Annotated in this window: 12 protein-coding genes; 5 read left to right on the top strand and 7 right to left on the bottom strand. The window is 62.8% G+C overall.

Going from position 1 to position 13,350, the window contains the following annotated elements:
- Positions 1-126: 126 nt before the first annotated feature.
- From NW826_RS01780 to NW826_RS01765, 4 genes are read right to left on the bottom strand one after another with little or no spacing between them, the layout of a single operon-like run.
- A complete protein-coding gene (locus NW826_RS01780) occupies positions 127-1,293 on the bottom strand; it encodes a glycerate kinase (RefSeq protein ID WP_414509285.1) in 1,167 nt (388 codons plus the stop codon).
- 35 nt (positions 1,294-1,328) lie between these two features.
- Positions 1,329-1,877, bottom strand: coding sequence for a hypothetical protein (locus tag NW826_RS01775; protein WP_414509284.1), 549 nt, complete (start codon positions 1,875-1,877; stop codon positions 1,329-1,331).
- Complete coding sequence (locus NW826_RS01770) at positions 1,864-2,250, bottom strand: thioesterase family protein (RefSeq protein WP_414509283.1); 387 nt, start codon at positions 2,248-2,250, stop codon at positions 1,864-1,866. The genes NW826_RS01775 and NW826_RS01770 overlap by 14 nt, the downstream gene beginning before the upstream one ends.
- Positions 2,251-2,268: 18 nt before the next feature.
- Positions 2,269-3,783, bottom strand: coding sequence for a hypothetical protein (locus NW826_RS01765; protein WP_414347276.1), 1,515 nt, complete (start codon positions 3,781-3,783; stop codon positions 2,269-2,271).
- Positions 3,784-3,904: 121 nt separating this feature from the next.
- Here NW826_RS01765 and NW826_RS01760 point away from each other — a divergent pair, with 121 nt between their 5' ends.
- Positions 3,905-6,040 carry a tetratricopeptide repeat protein gene (locus tag NW826_RS01760; RefSeq protein WP_414426923.1) on the top strand — a complete coding sequence of 712 codons (2,136 nt, stop codon included), beginning with the start codon at positions 3,905-3,907 and terminating at the stop codon, positions 6,038-6,040.
- 430 nt (positions 6,041-6,470) lie between these two features.
- On the opposite strand, the gene pyk is transcribed toward NW826_RS01760, so the two are convergent.
- Positions 6,471-8,342: a pyruvate kinase gene (gene pyk, locus NW826_RS01755; RefSeq protein WP_414336145.1), complete on the bottom strand. Its 1,872-nt coding sequence runs from the start codon at positions 8,340-8,342 to the stop codon at positions 6,471-6,473.
- Positions 8,343-8,511: 169 nt separating this feature from the next.
- Between pyk and NW826_RS01750 the strand changes: the two genes are divergently transcribed.
- Positions 8,512-8,754, top strand: coding sequence for a hypothetical protein (locus tag NW826_RS01750; RefSeq protein ID WP_414336143.1), 243 nt, complete (start codon positions 8,512-8,514; stop codon positions 8,752-8,754).
- Between the two features lie 333 nt (positions 8,755-9,087).
- Here NW826_RS01750 and NW826_RS01745 read toward each other — a convergent pair whose 3' ends face one another.
- The gene (locus NW826_RS01745; protein ID WP_414336049.1) at positions 9,088-9,834 is read right to left on the bottom strand and encodes a GvpL/GvpF family gas vesicle protein; all 747 of its coding nucleotides are present in this window, start codon (positions 9,832-9,834) and stop codon (positions 9,088-9,090) included.
- Positions 9,812-10,933: a sugar phosphate nucleotidyltransferase gene (locus tag NW826_RS01740; protein WP_414336050.1), complete on the bottom strand. Its 1,122-nt coding sequence runs from the start codon at positions 10,931-10,933 to the stop codon at positions 9,812-9,814. Before NW826_RS01740 ends, NW826_RS01745 begins: the two co-directional genes overlap by 23 nt.
- A 204-nt stretch (positions 10,934-11,137) precedes the next feature.
- On the opposite strand from NW826_RS01740, the gene hisG reads away from it, so the two are divergent.
- The 3 genes from hisG (at position 11,138) to NW826_RS01725 (ending at position 13,318) form a co-directional block, all read left to right on the top strand.
- A complete protein-coding gene (hisG, locus tag NW826_RS01735; RefSeq protein WP_414336052.1) occupies positions 11,138-11,863 on the top strand; it encodes an ATP phosphoribosyltransferase in 726 nt (241 codons plus the stop codon).
- A 191-nt stretch (positions 11,864-12,054) separates the two neighbouring features.
- Positions 12,055-12,849 carry a photosystem II manganese-stabilizing polypeptide gene (locus NW826_RS01730; protein ID WP_414369029.1) on the top strand — a complete coding sequence of 265 codons (795 nt, stop codon included), beginning with the start codon at positions 12,055-12,057 and terminating at the stop codon, positions 12,847-12,849.
- Positions 12,850-12,955: 106 nt separating this feature from the next.
- Positions 12,956-13,318, top strand: a complete 363-nt coding sequence (locus tag NW826_RS01725) for a class I SAM-dependent methyltransferase (RefSeq protein ID WP_414509282.1) — start codon at positions 12,956-12,958, stop codon at positions 13,316-13,318.
- Positions 13,319-13,350: the final 32 nt, after the last annotated feature.

Raw genomic sequence — 13,350 nt, 5'->3', positions numbered from 1 at the left:
ACCCCCAGCCCCTCTCCCTGGGGAATCCCCTCACCCCCAGCCCCTCTCCCTGGGGGAGAGGGGAGCTGGAGAGCAACGGACAGGCTGTTCCATAATCTTTTGCAATGACTATGTGATGAGCGGATCCTAGGCTAGAAACTTTTTCAACTCGCAAGCGGCCATCTGTTCCAAGTGGTGGCTGGCCTGACGCTGGGCTTCGGTCACATCCGGGATCCGGTCGCAGAGGGCAGCAACTCCAATTGGCAAAGGTCGGGCGGCCAAGTCGGCTCGGGCTGCCGGGGTGGCCTGGCCACAGAGAATCAGCAGGGGCTTCTGGGCTGCCATGGCCAGCTCCAGCACCACTCCTACCACTTTGCCCATGCTGCTCTGTTCGTCAAGGCGGCCCTCGCCGGTCACCACCAGGTCACAGCGGTGGATGCGCTCCGCCAGAGCCAAGTGCTGGGCCAGCAAGTGGATCCCCGACTCCAGGGTGGCGCCTAAAAAAGCCACCAATCCTGCCCCTAGCCCGCCGGCGGCGCCGGCCCCTGGGATCCCGTCCACAGTCCGGCCCAGGTCGCGCTCCACCACTCTGGCCCACTGCTGCAGTGCCTGCTCCAACTGCCGCACTTGAGAAGGGGTGGCGCCCTTCTGGGGGGCGAAGACGGCAGCCGCCCCCAACGGGCCGGTGAGGGGGTTCTGCACATCGCAGAGGCCGCGGATGCACTTGCCCAGCCAGACAGGCTGCTCGGGCGGCTCGATGCGCGCCAGGCGGGCCAGCTCCCCTCCCCCACAGCCAATGGGATCCCCGGCCTCATCCAGGAGGCGATAGCCCAAGGCCTGCGCCATCCCTGCGCCCGCATCCACGGTAGCGGATCCGCCCAGCCCTATCCAGATCTCGGCGATGGGATCCCGGCAGACGGCCCGCAACAGCTCCCCCAAGCCATAGGTGGTGGTGCGGGTGGGATCCCGCCGCTGCGGGGGCACCAAGGTCAGGCCGGCCACCTGGGCTACTTCCAGCAGCGCCCGCTCGCCCGCCACCCCGTATTCGGCCCAGACGGGATCCCCCAGCGGGCCGGTGACCCACAGCCCTCGTTTTTCTCCCCCCAGCGCCGGCAGCAGCACCTCTAGGGTGCCCTCGCCCCCATCGGCCAGAGGGAGCAGCTCCACCGCGGCCTGGGGCAACACTTGTTGGATCCCGCGGGCCATGCTCGCTGCCGCTTCCTTGGCCGTCAGGGATCCCTTGAAGCTATCCGGGCAGACCAAAATCCGCCGGGGCGCGCGCGGATCCCATTCCTTTTGTCCCCAATTCGACATAACCCAAAGTTTGGCTCGGCGAGGCTGTTCCAGCGCTAATTGTCCGGGATCCTTTCCCAGAGGGCCAGCCACCCCAGTTTCAAGGCCGGCCCCAGCACCCGCCAGGGACGAAAGCGAACCACCAGGGATCCCTGTCCGTGCCAGCCGCTGCGGGCGAAGGTAAGGCGCAGATGTTGGGCCAACAGGGGGGGCAGAGCGGCGATCAACCCTAGGCATTGCCCCGTCAAGGCCGGGTCGGCAAAGCCGATTTCTAGGCCACCTTGCCAGGACTGGATCTGGATCCCCTTGGCCAACTGCTTCAGAAGGGGCCAGAAGCGAGGCCAGTCGGCAAAGGAGAGACGGCAGCCCACCCGGGCCGGCCAATGCCCGCGAACGCAGAGGGAGCCGCAGCGCCATTCCCACCCCCGACGGCTGCCCCGCAGAGCCAAGCCCCCCCACCCGCGCCATTTCCAGCTCCAGGCGAGGGGGCCTTGCCAAGGCTTGCGGTAGCGTAGCAGGAGCTGTTGTGGCCAGAACAGAAACAGCCCCAACCCAGTGACCAGCAGCAGCCCTGCCAGGTACTTGATGATCTCAAGCCAGCCCATAGCGGGCCAGAAAATGGGGCAAATCGACTACCTGACAGATGTAGGATCCCTGCATCACCAGCCGCCCCTGCTGCGTGATCTCCACCTGAAACTGAACGCGCCTTCCCTCCACTTGCACAACCTCAACCTGAAGGTGTAGAGGATCCCCCACCACAGCTGCTGAGCAGTGTTCTAGGACAAAGCGGATCCCGACGGCGGCTTCTTCCCCCTCGTAAAAAGGCTGCAAGGTGTTGTGGCCACATCGCTCGATCAGCGCCAACAGAGCTGGGGATCCGATCACCCTCACGCCGGGGTTGCCCAGGGCCTCAGCCGTCTGCTCGGGGCCGGGGATCCCTTGCCAGGTGCCACGGGTGCCGAGGGGAAGGAGTTTCACAACCCTAGAACCTCAACGCTAGCGGGACGCTGTTCTGGACTGCCACCAGCGCCAGCCCTGCCCAAGCAAAAGGAACAGAGCCAGGATCCCAACGCTGGCCGCCAGCACCAGGGCCCGCTCCAGGCGGGTGGCATAGAACCCCGTCACCGTCCAGTTGCGGCTGAGGTTGGATCCGAGGATGGCGAGCGTGGCCAGGCCCAAAGCTTGGATCCCCGTCCAAGTCGCCCTTCTCCCTTCTTGGTTCAAGGCTATGGGCTGCAGCGCCGCCAAGATCAAGGCGGTGATCAAGGCTGCCAGCAAGAAAGCTGCTTGCGGCTGGGCATGGACGAAATAGCCCACCCCCAGCGGCAGGAGCAGGCTGCCCAGCGTCAGGCCGACCCCGGTTTGCAGGGGTTTGTCTAGCCCGTGCAGCCAGTAAAGAAGCGCAGCCAAGGCCATGGCCGCCATGCCCAAGTAGAGCGCCGCCGATACGTAGGGCTGGGTGAGGTCGATCCCGGCCACCTGCAGGTTGAACTGGTGCAGCAGGTTTTGCAGCAGGGGTCGGGCCGACAAAAACAGGGCGGCCATCGCCCCCCAGCGGCTGGGAAAAGCCAGACACCCCAGCCCCAGCAGCGCCGCCCCGTAGGATCCCCCCAGCCGCAACGCCAGCAGCGCCCCACCGCCTACCAGCGTCAGGCTCACACAGGCCCGCCAGAGCAAGGCCTCTTTCCCCTCGGGTGCCGGGATCCTGCTCTCCAAAGCCAGTAGAGCCCACGAGAGCAACACCCCCGCCCCGTACAGCAGCGCCCAAAAGGGATCCTGGTACAGCCCGTTGCGCACCAGAGCCAGGGCCAGCGCCGTCGCCACCAGCCATCCCACACCGTGCCCCAGGGCCGACAGCAGCCGGTTGGATTCCACCTCGCTGTCGGGTGAGGACTCTGTCCCGCTGGCGCGAACGGGAACAGTCAACAAGGGCAGGGTGCCCGCCACTAGGCTGAGGGCGGCCAGACCAACAGGTAACAACACCGGCCAAGGGAGATCTGGCAGAGATTCCCCTCCCATCTCCATAAGGCGGGATCCCCAGGTGAGGGCAGCGATGCCGCTCCAGCCCTGGGCCAGCCCCATCAGCACAGACAGCATCTCTCCTTCAGCCAAGCAGCCCAGCAACGGGATCCCCACTAAGCCCATCCCCAGGCCGCAGCCCCACAACAGCAGAGAAAAAGCAGCTCCCGCCTCAGATCCCTCGAAGGCGCCGCCGGCTACACCCTGCCAGGTGGCCAAGCTGAGCAGCAGCACCGCCAGCCCCTGCCCGGCCCGCCCACAGCCGCCCAAGCCCAGCAGCCCCAGTCCCACCAGCCCCCCCAACAGCAGGGCCAGCGGAACCGGTTCCGGCAACTGTCCCAGCCCCGCCCCCAGCGCTGCCAGGGCCGCCAGGCCCAGTCCCATTGCCGGCTGCCAACGGCGCAGGGATCCCCAGCGGCGATAGCGAATCGCTTCCAACAGCAGAACCACTAAGCCAATCGCTGCGGCAATCGCCAGCACTCCGCTTGCCATCTCCCCCTCCTGACCAACCCTTCCTCAACTATCGCCGATCTTGCAGCCGGGGAAGAGGCAGTGCTCGGGCCGCCGAGGCGATGGCAAAGATAAGCTGGAAAAGAGCAGCGAGCAGGCGTTCATGTCTTCCGAGCATTACAAGTTTGACCTTTTCTTGCGCTACCACCGAGAGCAGGCGCGGTGGGCGCGGCAACTGGCCGAGCGGCTGGATCGGGAGGGGTTCAAGGTCTGGTTTGACCGCTGGATGCTGCAGCCGGGAGACGACCGCCGGCTGGAGCTGCAACTGGCCATCGAACAATGCCGCTGGATCGGGGTGGTGGCCTCGCCGGAGTTTGTTGCCGATCCCTGGCCCAGAGATGAGCTCTACAGCGGCTTCTCCCACGCTCCGCCCCGACAGAACCAGCGCCTGCTGACGCTGCTCCACACGCCCGCCGAGCTGCCCCGCCCCCTGGCAGAAGCACCGCTGCTGGATTTTAGCGGCTCTGAGGAAGATCCGGTGCTGTTTGAGTACCGGGCCCGGGAGCTGATGCACTTTTTGGATCCCAGCTTCCCCACCCCTGGAGATCTGCAGCGATTTCGGCTGCAATACCACCGCCGCGAGGAACCTCCTGAAGATGAGGAAGTGCGGGGGTTCCAAGCTTTCCTACGAGCCATTCAGCTAGCCATCCTGCGCATTGCCACTGGCGAAATGCCCTCTGCCACACCGGAGGAAGGGGCACGCAAGATTGCCATTTTGCAATTTCTTCAGCGGCTGTTCCAGTGGAACAGCGCCGATATTCAATTCGATCGGGCCGAGGAGTGGCGCAAGCGGGGCAACCTAACCGAAGCCCTGGCCGCCTACGACCGCGCTTTGAATATGGATCCCAACTTCGCCCTGGCCTGGAGCCGACGCGGCGATGTGCTGGTGCAGTTGGCCCGCTACCGCGAGGCGGTGGATAGCTACAACGGATCCCTGAGCATCAACCCCTACGACGAGGAGACGCGGCTGCGCCTGGCCCTGATTCTGGGGCGCCTGGGCCAGTACAAAGCGGCGGTGGTCAACTACGACAAGGTGCTGGAGAGCAACCCGGAGGACGCCCTGGCCTGGCACAACCGCGGCATTCGCCTCATGCAACTGAAGCGGCCCAAGCTGGCCCTCAACAGCCTGAACAAGGCGCTGCGCTACAACCCCCAACAGCCCCGCACCTGGCTGGCGCGTGGGATCGTGTTGCGGCGGCTGCGGCGGCCCAGCTCGGCGGCGGCCAGCTTTGCTCGGGTTTTGAAGCTCAACCCCAGAAGTGGCCGGGTCTGGCGCTACCAAGGTAATGCCCTGTTCCACTGCCAGCGGCTGCGCTCGGCCATCGAGTGTTACAAGCGCTCGCTGCGGCTGCGCCGCCGGGATCCCATTACGCTCCACAACCTAGGGGTGGCTCTGCTGCGCCTGGGGCAGTATCGGCTGGCCAGCAAAGCCCTGGAACGTGCCCTGCGCTACGACGCCGACAACCCCAAAAGCTGGTACGCCCGCGGCGTGGCCTTCCAGAAATTGGGCTACCTGAAGGAGGCTTGCATTCACTTTGAGGAGGCCCTGAAGATCCGGCCAGAGGACTTCCCGGCTCGCTACGCCCTGGCGGTGACACAGCAGGAGCTGGGGCAATACGAGGCCAGCCTAGAGCAGTTCCGGAGCTTGGTGCAGCAGCGTCCTGGCAGCTTTGCCTGCTGGTTTGGCCAGATCACCAGCCTGCGCCGCCTGGGCCGATTGGAAGAAGCCCTTGCCGCCGCCCAAGAGATGACCCGCCTCAACGAACGGGATCCCTGGGGCTGGTTTGCCTTGGGCCTGGTCTATGGCGACCTGGGGGATGCAGAGAAAGCAGCGCAAGCCTACTCGCGCGTCCTGGAGCTCACCCCAGAAGACGCGGTGGCCCTCAACAACCGCGCCTGGGAAGCCCTGAAGCTGGGAAAGTTGGAGCTGGCCCTGGCCGACGCCCAACGGGCTACGCAACTGGAGCCGCAGCGGCCCGCCTTTTGGCATACCTTGGGGTTGATCCAACTACAGGCCGGCCAGCGGGAAGCGGCCCAGGCCAGTTTGCAGCGCTGCCTGGAGCTGGATCCCCAGTTTCAGCCGGCCCAAGCTGCATCCGGCTTGCCGACGGGCATGCCCACCGAAGATAGGGGGACAAAGTCCTTGGAAAGCCCCGCCGCCGAGATGGGATCCCCCTTGCCGGAGCTGGAAACCCTCACCCCTCAACCAGAGCCCCAGCCGCTAGACCGCAGCTCCTGAGCGGATCCCCTTGGCCTGCTCCCATCAGCGCGGCGCGGGCTTCCCAACCTACTTAGAGACAACCCGCACCTGCCCACCACAAAACCGTCAGGAATATAGTCGTTTCAGACAAGATTAAGACACTTTGCCGCTGCCCAAGCGCTCCGCGCCGCTCACGCGACCACCCCCGGCCCCTCTCCCACCCTCACCCCCGGCCCCTCTCCCTGAGGAACGACCCTCACCCCCAGCCCCTCTCCCTGAGGAACGACCCTCACCCCCAGCCCCTCTCCCTGAGGGAGAGGGGAGTTGGAGGGGCGCGTTTGCGACAGCGTTGCGTAGCAATAACGATGTAGAGAAACGTTTCGTTGCTATGGCGTAGCCTGCTTTTGAGAACCGCCAGAGGGATCCCGACGCTCACTTTTGGGTAGAGCGCGGGACTGATGGCTCTCCCTCAAAAGCCCAGGCCATCTGCTCCCGAAGTCACGATGCCTTTTTCTGCGTCCAGAGTGACGATGGATCCATCCCGGATGAGGCGTGTGGCATCCTTGACCCCCACCAGCACCGGCACCCCCAGCCGCAGGCCGATGACCGCCGCATGGGAGGAAGCTCCCTCTTCTTCGGTGATCACTCCGGCTGCCTGTTTGATGGCCTCCACATAGTTGGCGTCGGTAGACTGCGCAACCAAGATGTCGCCGGCGGTGATTTTGCCGGCATCGAGGCTGGATCTCAAGATGCGGGCCGGGCCGCTGACGGTGCCTTTGCCAAACCCTTTGCCCTGGGCCACCACCGCTTTCACCACATCGACCTTGATCAGATCGGTGGATCCCGCAACACCGGGCAGGGTTCCTGCGCTGAGCACCACCAAGTCGCCATCTTTGAGCAAGCCATCTTCCTGGGCCAAGCTAATGGCCGCTTGAAAGGTCTGGCGGGTTGTGGCCAAATCCATCACCAACAGCGGATGTACCCCCCAAACCAACTGCAGCCGCCGTGCTACTTCCACGTGGGGAGTTACGGCTAGGATGGGAGTGCGCGGGCGAAACTTGGAGACATTGCGAGCAGTGGCCCCCGTTTTGGTCAGGGTCATCACGGCTACGGCATCCAGCTCCTGGGCGATCTCCCCCACGGCGCGGCTGATCGAGTCGGTGATCAGGGTTTTGGGCCGCGTTCCAGCAGGACTGGCGCCATTGCTGTTGCCGTTGTTTTGGCTCAGCTCCTGCAGGGCAAGGGCGCGAATGCGTTGCCGTCGGTCGGCGTAGGTCAAGTCAAAGTAATCTCGCTCGGTGCGCACGGCAATGCGGGCCATGGTTGCTACTGCCTCGACGGGGTATTTGCCCACCGCCGTCTCGTTGGAGAGCATGACGGCATCGGTACCATCCAAGATGGCGTTGGCCACATCGGAGATCTCGGCACGGGTAGGTCGGGGGCTGTGAACCATGCTGTCCAGCATTTGGGTGGCAGTGATCACCGGGATCCCCAGAGAGTTGGCCAGGGCGATCACCCGCTTCTGTAGGATCGGCACCTCTTCCGCGGGCAGTTCCACCCCCAGATCGCCCCGCGCCACCATCACACCGTCGCTGAGAGCCAAAATCTGGGGCAGTTGCTGGATGGCCTCATGTTTCTCGATCTTGACGATGATGGGTACCCGCTTGTCGGCTGAGCCCGCAGAAGGCCTCTTGGCCGAGGCGATGAGCTCGCGCAACTCCAGCACGTCAGAGGGATCCCGCACAAAACTGAGGGCCACCCAATCCACGCCTTGGTTGAGGCCGAAGTAGAGATCTTCTTTGTCCTTTTGGGTCACGGCGCGGATGCTCAGGCGCACGCCGGGAAAGTTGACCCCTTTGCTGTTGGAGAGAGTCCCCCCGACAATGGTGCGGCAGAAGAGTTCTCCCGCCGCAGGATCCACGGCTTCCACCCGCATCTCCACTCGACCGTCATCGATGAGGATCGTCGCTCCTTCGGGCACTTCTTGGGCCAGCTTGTCGTAGGTGACCCAACTGCGCTCTTGGGATCCCAAGACAGGCTTGCTGGTCAACACAAAGGGATCCCCGGCTTTGAGGGTGATGGAGCCTTCGGCGAACTTGCCCAAGCGGATTTTCGGCCCCTGCAGGTCTTGCAAAATGGCGACCTGGATGCCCAGATCCATCGCGGTTTGGCGGATGAGGCGAATGCTGCGGCGGTGTAGCTCGTGATCCCCATGGGAAAAGTTGAGGCGAAGGGTGGTTGCCCCTTGCAGGATCATCTCTCTGAGAATGGCCGGATTTGAGCTGGCAGGGCCAATGGTGGCGACAATTTTGGTGCGTCGAAAAGAATCGCTCAAATGCATAGCAATCTTTCCAAGGGAGAGCAGCCCGGATCCTTTCCCCACACAGGGATCTGTCTGATACGATAACCCGTTCTGTCTTTTTTGAGGCCCCGCTTTTTTGAAGTTCCCGACGAGAGAGGATGGGAAAATAGGCAAAGCACAGTGTAGAGACCCGATCTGGAGTCGAGCGATGCCGGTTGCCCCTGAATATGCTTTCCCCTTCGAGCACCATCAGAAGTTCTCTCTGGATAACCCCACCATCTCTAGCCCAGGGGTTTCTAAGCGCGAATACATAGCCAGCAAGGTGTTACAGGGTATCCTGAGCAATCCCCAGACCCCCGTTGGCGATTTGTCTCCTGAGCAACGGCAAGCCTTGGCCTATACGGCGGTGTTGTTGGCGGATGACTTGTTGGCGGCTCTCGGCGCTCAGTAGAGGGGTTCTTAAGATTGCAGCGGGGTTATCCTCTCTGGTTGAGGTTTAGGCCGCAGGGGGGGTCACAGATGCTGCTACATACAAGGATCCCTGCTTGAGCCCATCCATGAACCTCCTCACCCCCGGCCCCTCTCCCACCCTCACCCCCAGCCCCTCTCCCTGAGGGATCCCCTCACCCCCAGCCCCTCTCCCACCCTCACCCCCAGCCCCTCTCCCTGAGGGAGAGGGGAGTTAGAGCGGCGCGTTGGCGACAGCGTTGCGGAGCAATAACGAGGTAACCAACCGTTCCATCGCCATTGGACTGGATTGAATGACCATAAGACAGAAAACATGTCAAAGCTTGACGAAATTGTAGGGAGCGGTGAAGTTGTTGTAGCGAATGCGCAGCCGCCCCTGAAAGGTCTGGTCTAGCTCCTCCACTTTTTGGGCAAAAGCCGGCTCATCTTCCCAGTTGATCAAAAATGAGCCGTTGTAGGCCATGTTCTCCGTGAGCAGATCGCCTTCCACGCGGTCGCTGGCCAGGGGGCTGAGGGCCGCCGTGAAGGTTTGGGCGATGCGCTGACGCCGCTGCTCCAAAAGCTGCTCCAGAGCCCGTCCGATCTCGACTACCGCATCCAGACCCAAAGGGGCGCCGACCATCTCGTCCCGCCGGGCTTTCAGGGCGGGGTTTTCCTCCAGCCCCAATTGGAGCTCTTGCTGGGGATCCCAGAAGACCTTTACCCCCACCTCCCGTTTGCCCTCTAGGCGCTGCAGCAGGGTCAGCAGATCGGCCAGGCGCGGTTTGACCAGATCCTGCTCCACCTGATCCCAACTGCTCACCACCAGGCCAAATTGCAACGGCAGCAGGGCGCGGTGTCCCTCGTTCATGACGGTTTCTAGGACGGCTTCGTGGGCCAGCAGATTGGCCCGGCTGGCCAAGTAGCGCTCCTGGCGAGCCTGGGAATAGAGAAAGGCCAAAGATCCCAGCACGTGAACCCCCACCGGCTGCTTGTCCAGCCCCACCACATTCAGGTGGCGCGGGCCGGGGGCAGCGACGATCCCGTAGAGATAGAGGGCGCTATTGGGATTTGCCGTTGCCATGGCTGCGGGCATCTCCGATCAACCAGGTGAGGTTGGACTCTTCCGTGTCGATGGCATTGCCATCGGAGGAAATGCAGTAGCGACCCATCACCATCTGGTGGCGCAGCGTCACTCCTGCGGCGATTTGGGTGTAGTTAAAGATGAGGCTGCCATCCAGCGTACACCCTTCGTTCAACACACAGCCGTAGCCAATGGCCGTGGGGCCGATGAGCTTTACCCCATCCGCCAGGTAGGTGCTGGCCCCGATGTACACCGGTGGCTCAATGTGGATGCGATCCCAGTTGGCGCGGATGTTGATCCCTGTCCAGACGCCGGGCCGAATCTGGATCCCGGGCACCTTGACGCCTTTGATCTCGCCGCGCAGCACCTTCTGTACCGCCAGCCAGTAGTCATGGGTACGGCCAATGTCCACCCACTGGAAGTCGGCCTTGAGGCCGTAGAAGGGGGCGCCGGCTTTCACCAAGGCGGGGAAGAGATCGCTGCCGATGTCATAGGGGCAGCCGGGGGGGATGTAGTCCAGGACTTCTGGCTCGAACACGTAGATGCCGGTGTTGATGGTGTTGCTGAGGGCCTCTTCCTGCCTGGGCTTTTCTTGGAAGGCGGTGACCCGGCCCGTCTCATCAGTTACCACCACTCCGTAGCTGGAGACTTGGCTGGGATCCACCTCTCGCAACACCACCGTGGCCAATGCCCCCTTAGATTTGTGAAAGTTGACCACCTGGGTCAGGTTGAGGTCGATCAGCGCATCGCCGCAGAGCACCACGAAGGTGCTGTCAAAAAAGCCGGAGAAATCCTGGATCTTGCGCATGCCACCGGCGGATCCCAGGGGTTCGGCCACCGGCTGGCCGTTCTCGAAGTGGCCCTCGAAGGAAAAGCCGATGTGTACTCCCCACTGCTGGCCATCGCGAAAGTAGTCTTCGATCTGGTGAGCGAGGTGGCTGGTGTTGATCATGATCTGGTCGAAGCCATGTTCCCGCAGCAGCTCCACCAAGAACTCCATGACCGGCTTGTGCAGAATCGGGATCATCGGCTTGGGCATCATGTAGGTGATGGGCCGTACCCGTGTCCCTTTGCCGGCTGCCAGGATCATGGCTTTCATGCCGTCCTCTCTCCTCCGGGTTCATCGTGTTTTTATCATCCCAGGATCTGCGTTCTGGAAAACATCTGCCGAGTCTACCTCGCCGGCAAGAGGTCAGTTCCCTACAATTGAGGACGCAGGATCCCTGGTATCCACTTTCCTTCTTTAACTAAGCAGCATTCCCACTGCCCTTGTCCTTTTGCCAGAAGGGATCCCTAAGTGCCTATGTTGACAGCCACCAGCCCTCGGCCAGCTCCGAAGCCCAATACCCCGACGATCACCGTTGCTCTGGCCAAGGGAGCCTTGTTGGCCGACGCTATCCGCTGCTTGCAACAGGTGGGGATCGATTTCAGTCGCTTTTTGGATCCCGGCAACCGCCTGCTGCGGATTGAATCGCCCACCCAGCTCAACGGGCAACGCTACGAGGCGCTGCTGGTGCGCAACCACGACGTGCCGGTGTACGTGGAATACGGACAGGCCGAACTGGGCATCGTCGGCTACGACATCTTGCGAGAGCGCTATGCCGGCAGCGAAGCGCGGGTGGCCCACCTGCTGGATCTGAAGTTCGGCTACTGTCGCATGTCGGTGGCCCTGCCCCAAGATAGTCCCTACACCTCGGCGGCCCAGTTGCCTCCCCATGCCCGCGTGGCTTCCAAGTTTGTCGGCTGCGCCCGCGAGTATTTTGACCGGTTGGATTTGCCGGTGGAAATTATCTCCCTCTACGGCTCGGTGGAACTGGCTCCCCTCACCGGCATGGCCGATGCCATCGTGGACTTGGTGGCCACCGGACGCACCCTGAGGGAAAACGGCCTGGTGGAGCGCGACTGCCTTTTCGAGAGCACCGCCCGCCTGATCGCCCATCCCACCAGCTACCGCGTCAACCAACAGCCCATCGGCGAGCTGGTAAACCAGATTCGGGAGCGCTGGCTGGGATCCCTGGGCCCGTTCTGAGGTGGCCGCGAAAGGGTCTCACCCCTTTCTGGCCATCTGGCCGACTTTCCCTAGAGGGTGGGCAACTGGACTTGGCCAAGAAACTTCTGCGGGCTCAGCCAAAGAGGGGATCCCTATTGCGTACAATAGGGGCATTCAGGCTTATTCTCCCCAGCAGCATTGAGATTAAAACAGGTTTTTCGAGGTTGCTTATGCGGTACCGTCCACTACTCGCCATCCTGTTGGCGCTCTGTTTGAGCGTCTTTGCCCTGCCGGCGGCGGCTGCTAAGGCCCCGCTGACCTACGACCAGATCCGCAACACCGGCAAGGCCGCCATTTGCCCTTCCGTCTCCGACAATGCCCGCGGCCGCATCGAGGTGCCCAAGGGGGGATCCCTGAAGCTGACCGATGTCTGCTTCCAGCCGGTGCAGATTGAAATCGAAGAGGAAAAGCGGAACGGGGAAAAAGAGTTTATCAAAGCCAAAAACATCATGATCTCGGCGGCCACGCTGGGGCCGATTAAGGCCGAGGTCACCCCCAAAGACGGCGCGCTGGAGTTCAAAGTGGTGGATGGGATCACCTTTCAGCCGACCACCGGTCAGTTGCCCCGCCGCGAGCGGGTGCCGTTTCTGTTCAGCGTGAAGGACTTGGTCGCCACCGCCCAGGGAGCCGCCATCGACCCTTCGACCGACTTTGAAGGCGAGTTCTTGGTGCCCGGCTACCACAGCAGCACCTTCCTCGACCCGCGTGGGCGCGGCTCCAACGCCGGCTACGACACAGCCGTGGGGCTGCAGGCGGCCAAGGACGACTTCGCCACCAACCGCAAGGTGGACGAGGTTTCCCAGGGGAAAATGTCGCTGCGCATCGCCCGCGTGGATCCCAGCACGGGAGAGATGGCCGGCTCCTTCGTCAGCATTCAGCAGTCCAGCACCGAGCAAGGGGCACTGGAACCTCACACCGTCCGCGTCCAGGGCTTGTTTTACGCCCGCCTGGCGCAGGAGTCTTGAAGAGAGCCAATTTTGGGCTTGAGAGAGGCAGGGATCCGGGCAATTCCTGCCCATTCTTGTTGATACTCTGTCTGTCTGGGTTTGCCCGTTGGGGAAGGGGACAGTGATGGCGGGATCCCACAGCGTTTGTTTTGATCGGGCTGCCGACTTTTACGATGCCACCCGCAGCTTTCCTCCGGCTGTAGAGGAAGAGATCGCCGATGCCATCTTGGCGGCAGTGGCAGCCACTCCTGAGACCCATTTTCTTGAGGTGGGCATTGGGACGGGACGGATTGCGCTGCCGCTGATTCGGCGCGGCTGCCCTTACACAGGAATCGATATTTCCGAACGCATGCTGGCGGTTTTACGGCGCAAAAATGAACTACCCCACCGCGTAGGCGGGTGGGGTTTCCTCACCCGCTTGACAGCAGAGCTTTTGTCTCTTCTTCTGCCCCAGTTGCTTCATAGATCCCGTGTACCGGGTCTGTGAAGTAGAGCTGAAGCATCCAAGACTCACGAGGC

The sequence above is a fragment of the Synechococcus sp. OH20 genome, from assembly GCF_047502685.1.
In the GTDB taxonomy this organism is placed as follows: domain Bacteria; phylum Cyanobacteriota; class Cyanobacteriia; order Thermostichales; family Thermostichaceae; genus Thermostichus.
This window is presented reverse-complemented; position numbering and strand designations above follow the sequence as displayed.

Excerpts from the sequence above, each read along its gene's own strand:
- NW826_RS01780 (WP_414509285.1), bottom strand. The coding sequence starts at position 1,293 with ATGTCGAATTGGGGACAAAAGGAATGGGATCCGCGCGCGCCCCGGCGG.
- NW826_RS01775 (WP_414509284.1), bottom strand. The coding sequence starts at position 1,877 with ATGGGCTGGCTTGAGATCATCAAGTACCTGGCAGGGCTGCTGCTGGTC.
- NW826_RS01765 (WP_414347276.1), bottom strand. The coding sequence starts at position 3,783 with ATGGCAAGCGGAGTGCTGGCGATTGCCGCAGCGATTGGCTTAGTGGTT.
- NW826_RS01760 (WP_414426923.1), top strand. The coding sequence starts at position 3,905 with ATGTCTTCCGAGCATTACAAGTTTGACCTTTTCTTGCGCTACCACCGA.
- pyk (WP_414336145.1), bottom strand. The coding sequence starts at position 8,342 with ATGCATTTGAGCGATTCTTTTCGACGCACCAAAATTGTCGCCACCATT.
- NW826_RS01750 (WP_414336143.1), top strand. The coding sequence starts at position 8,512 with ATGCCGGTTGCCCCTGAATATGCTTTCCCCTTCGAGCACCATCAGAAG.
- NW826_RS01745 (WP_414336049.1), bottom strand. The coding sequence starts at position 9,834 with ATGGCAACGGCAAATCCCAATAGCGCCCTCTATCTCTACGGGATCGTC.
- NW826_RS01740 (WP_414336050.1), bottom strand. The coding sequence starts at position 10,933 with ATGAAAGCCATGATCCTGGCAGCCGGCAAAGGGACACGGGTACGGCCC.
- hisG (WP_414336052.1), top strand. The coding sequence starts at position 11,138 with ATGTTGACAGCCACCAGCCCTCGGCCAGCTCCGAAGCCCAATACCCCG.
- NW826_RS01730 (WP_414369029.1), top strand. The coding sequence starts at position 12,055 with ATGCGGTACCGTCCACTACTCGCCATCCTGTTGGCGCTCTGTTTGAGC.
- NW826_RS01725 (WP_414509282.1), top strand. The coding sequence starts at position 12,956 with ATGGCGGGATCCCACAGCGTTTGTTTTGATCGGGCTGCCGACTTTTAC.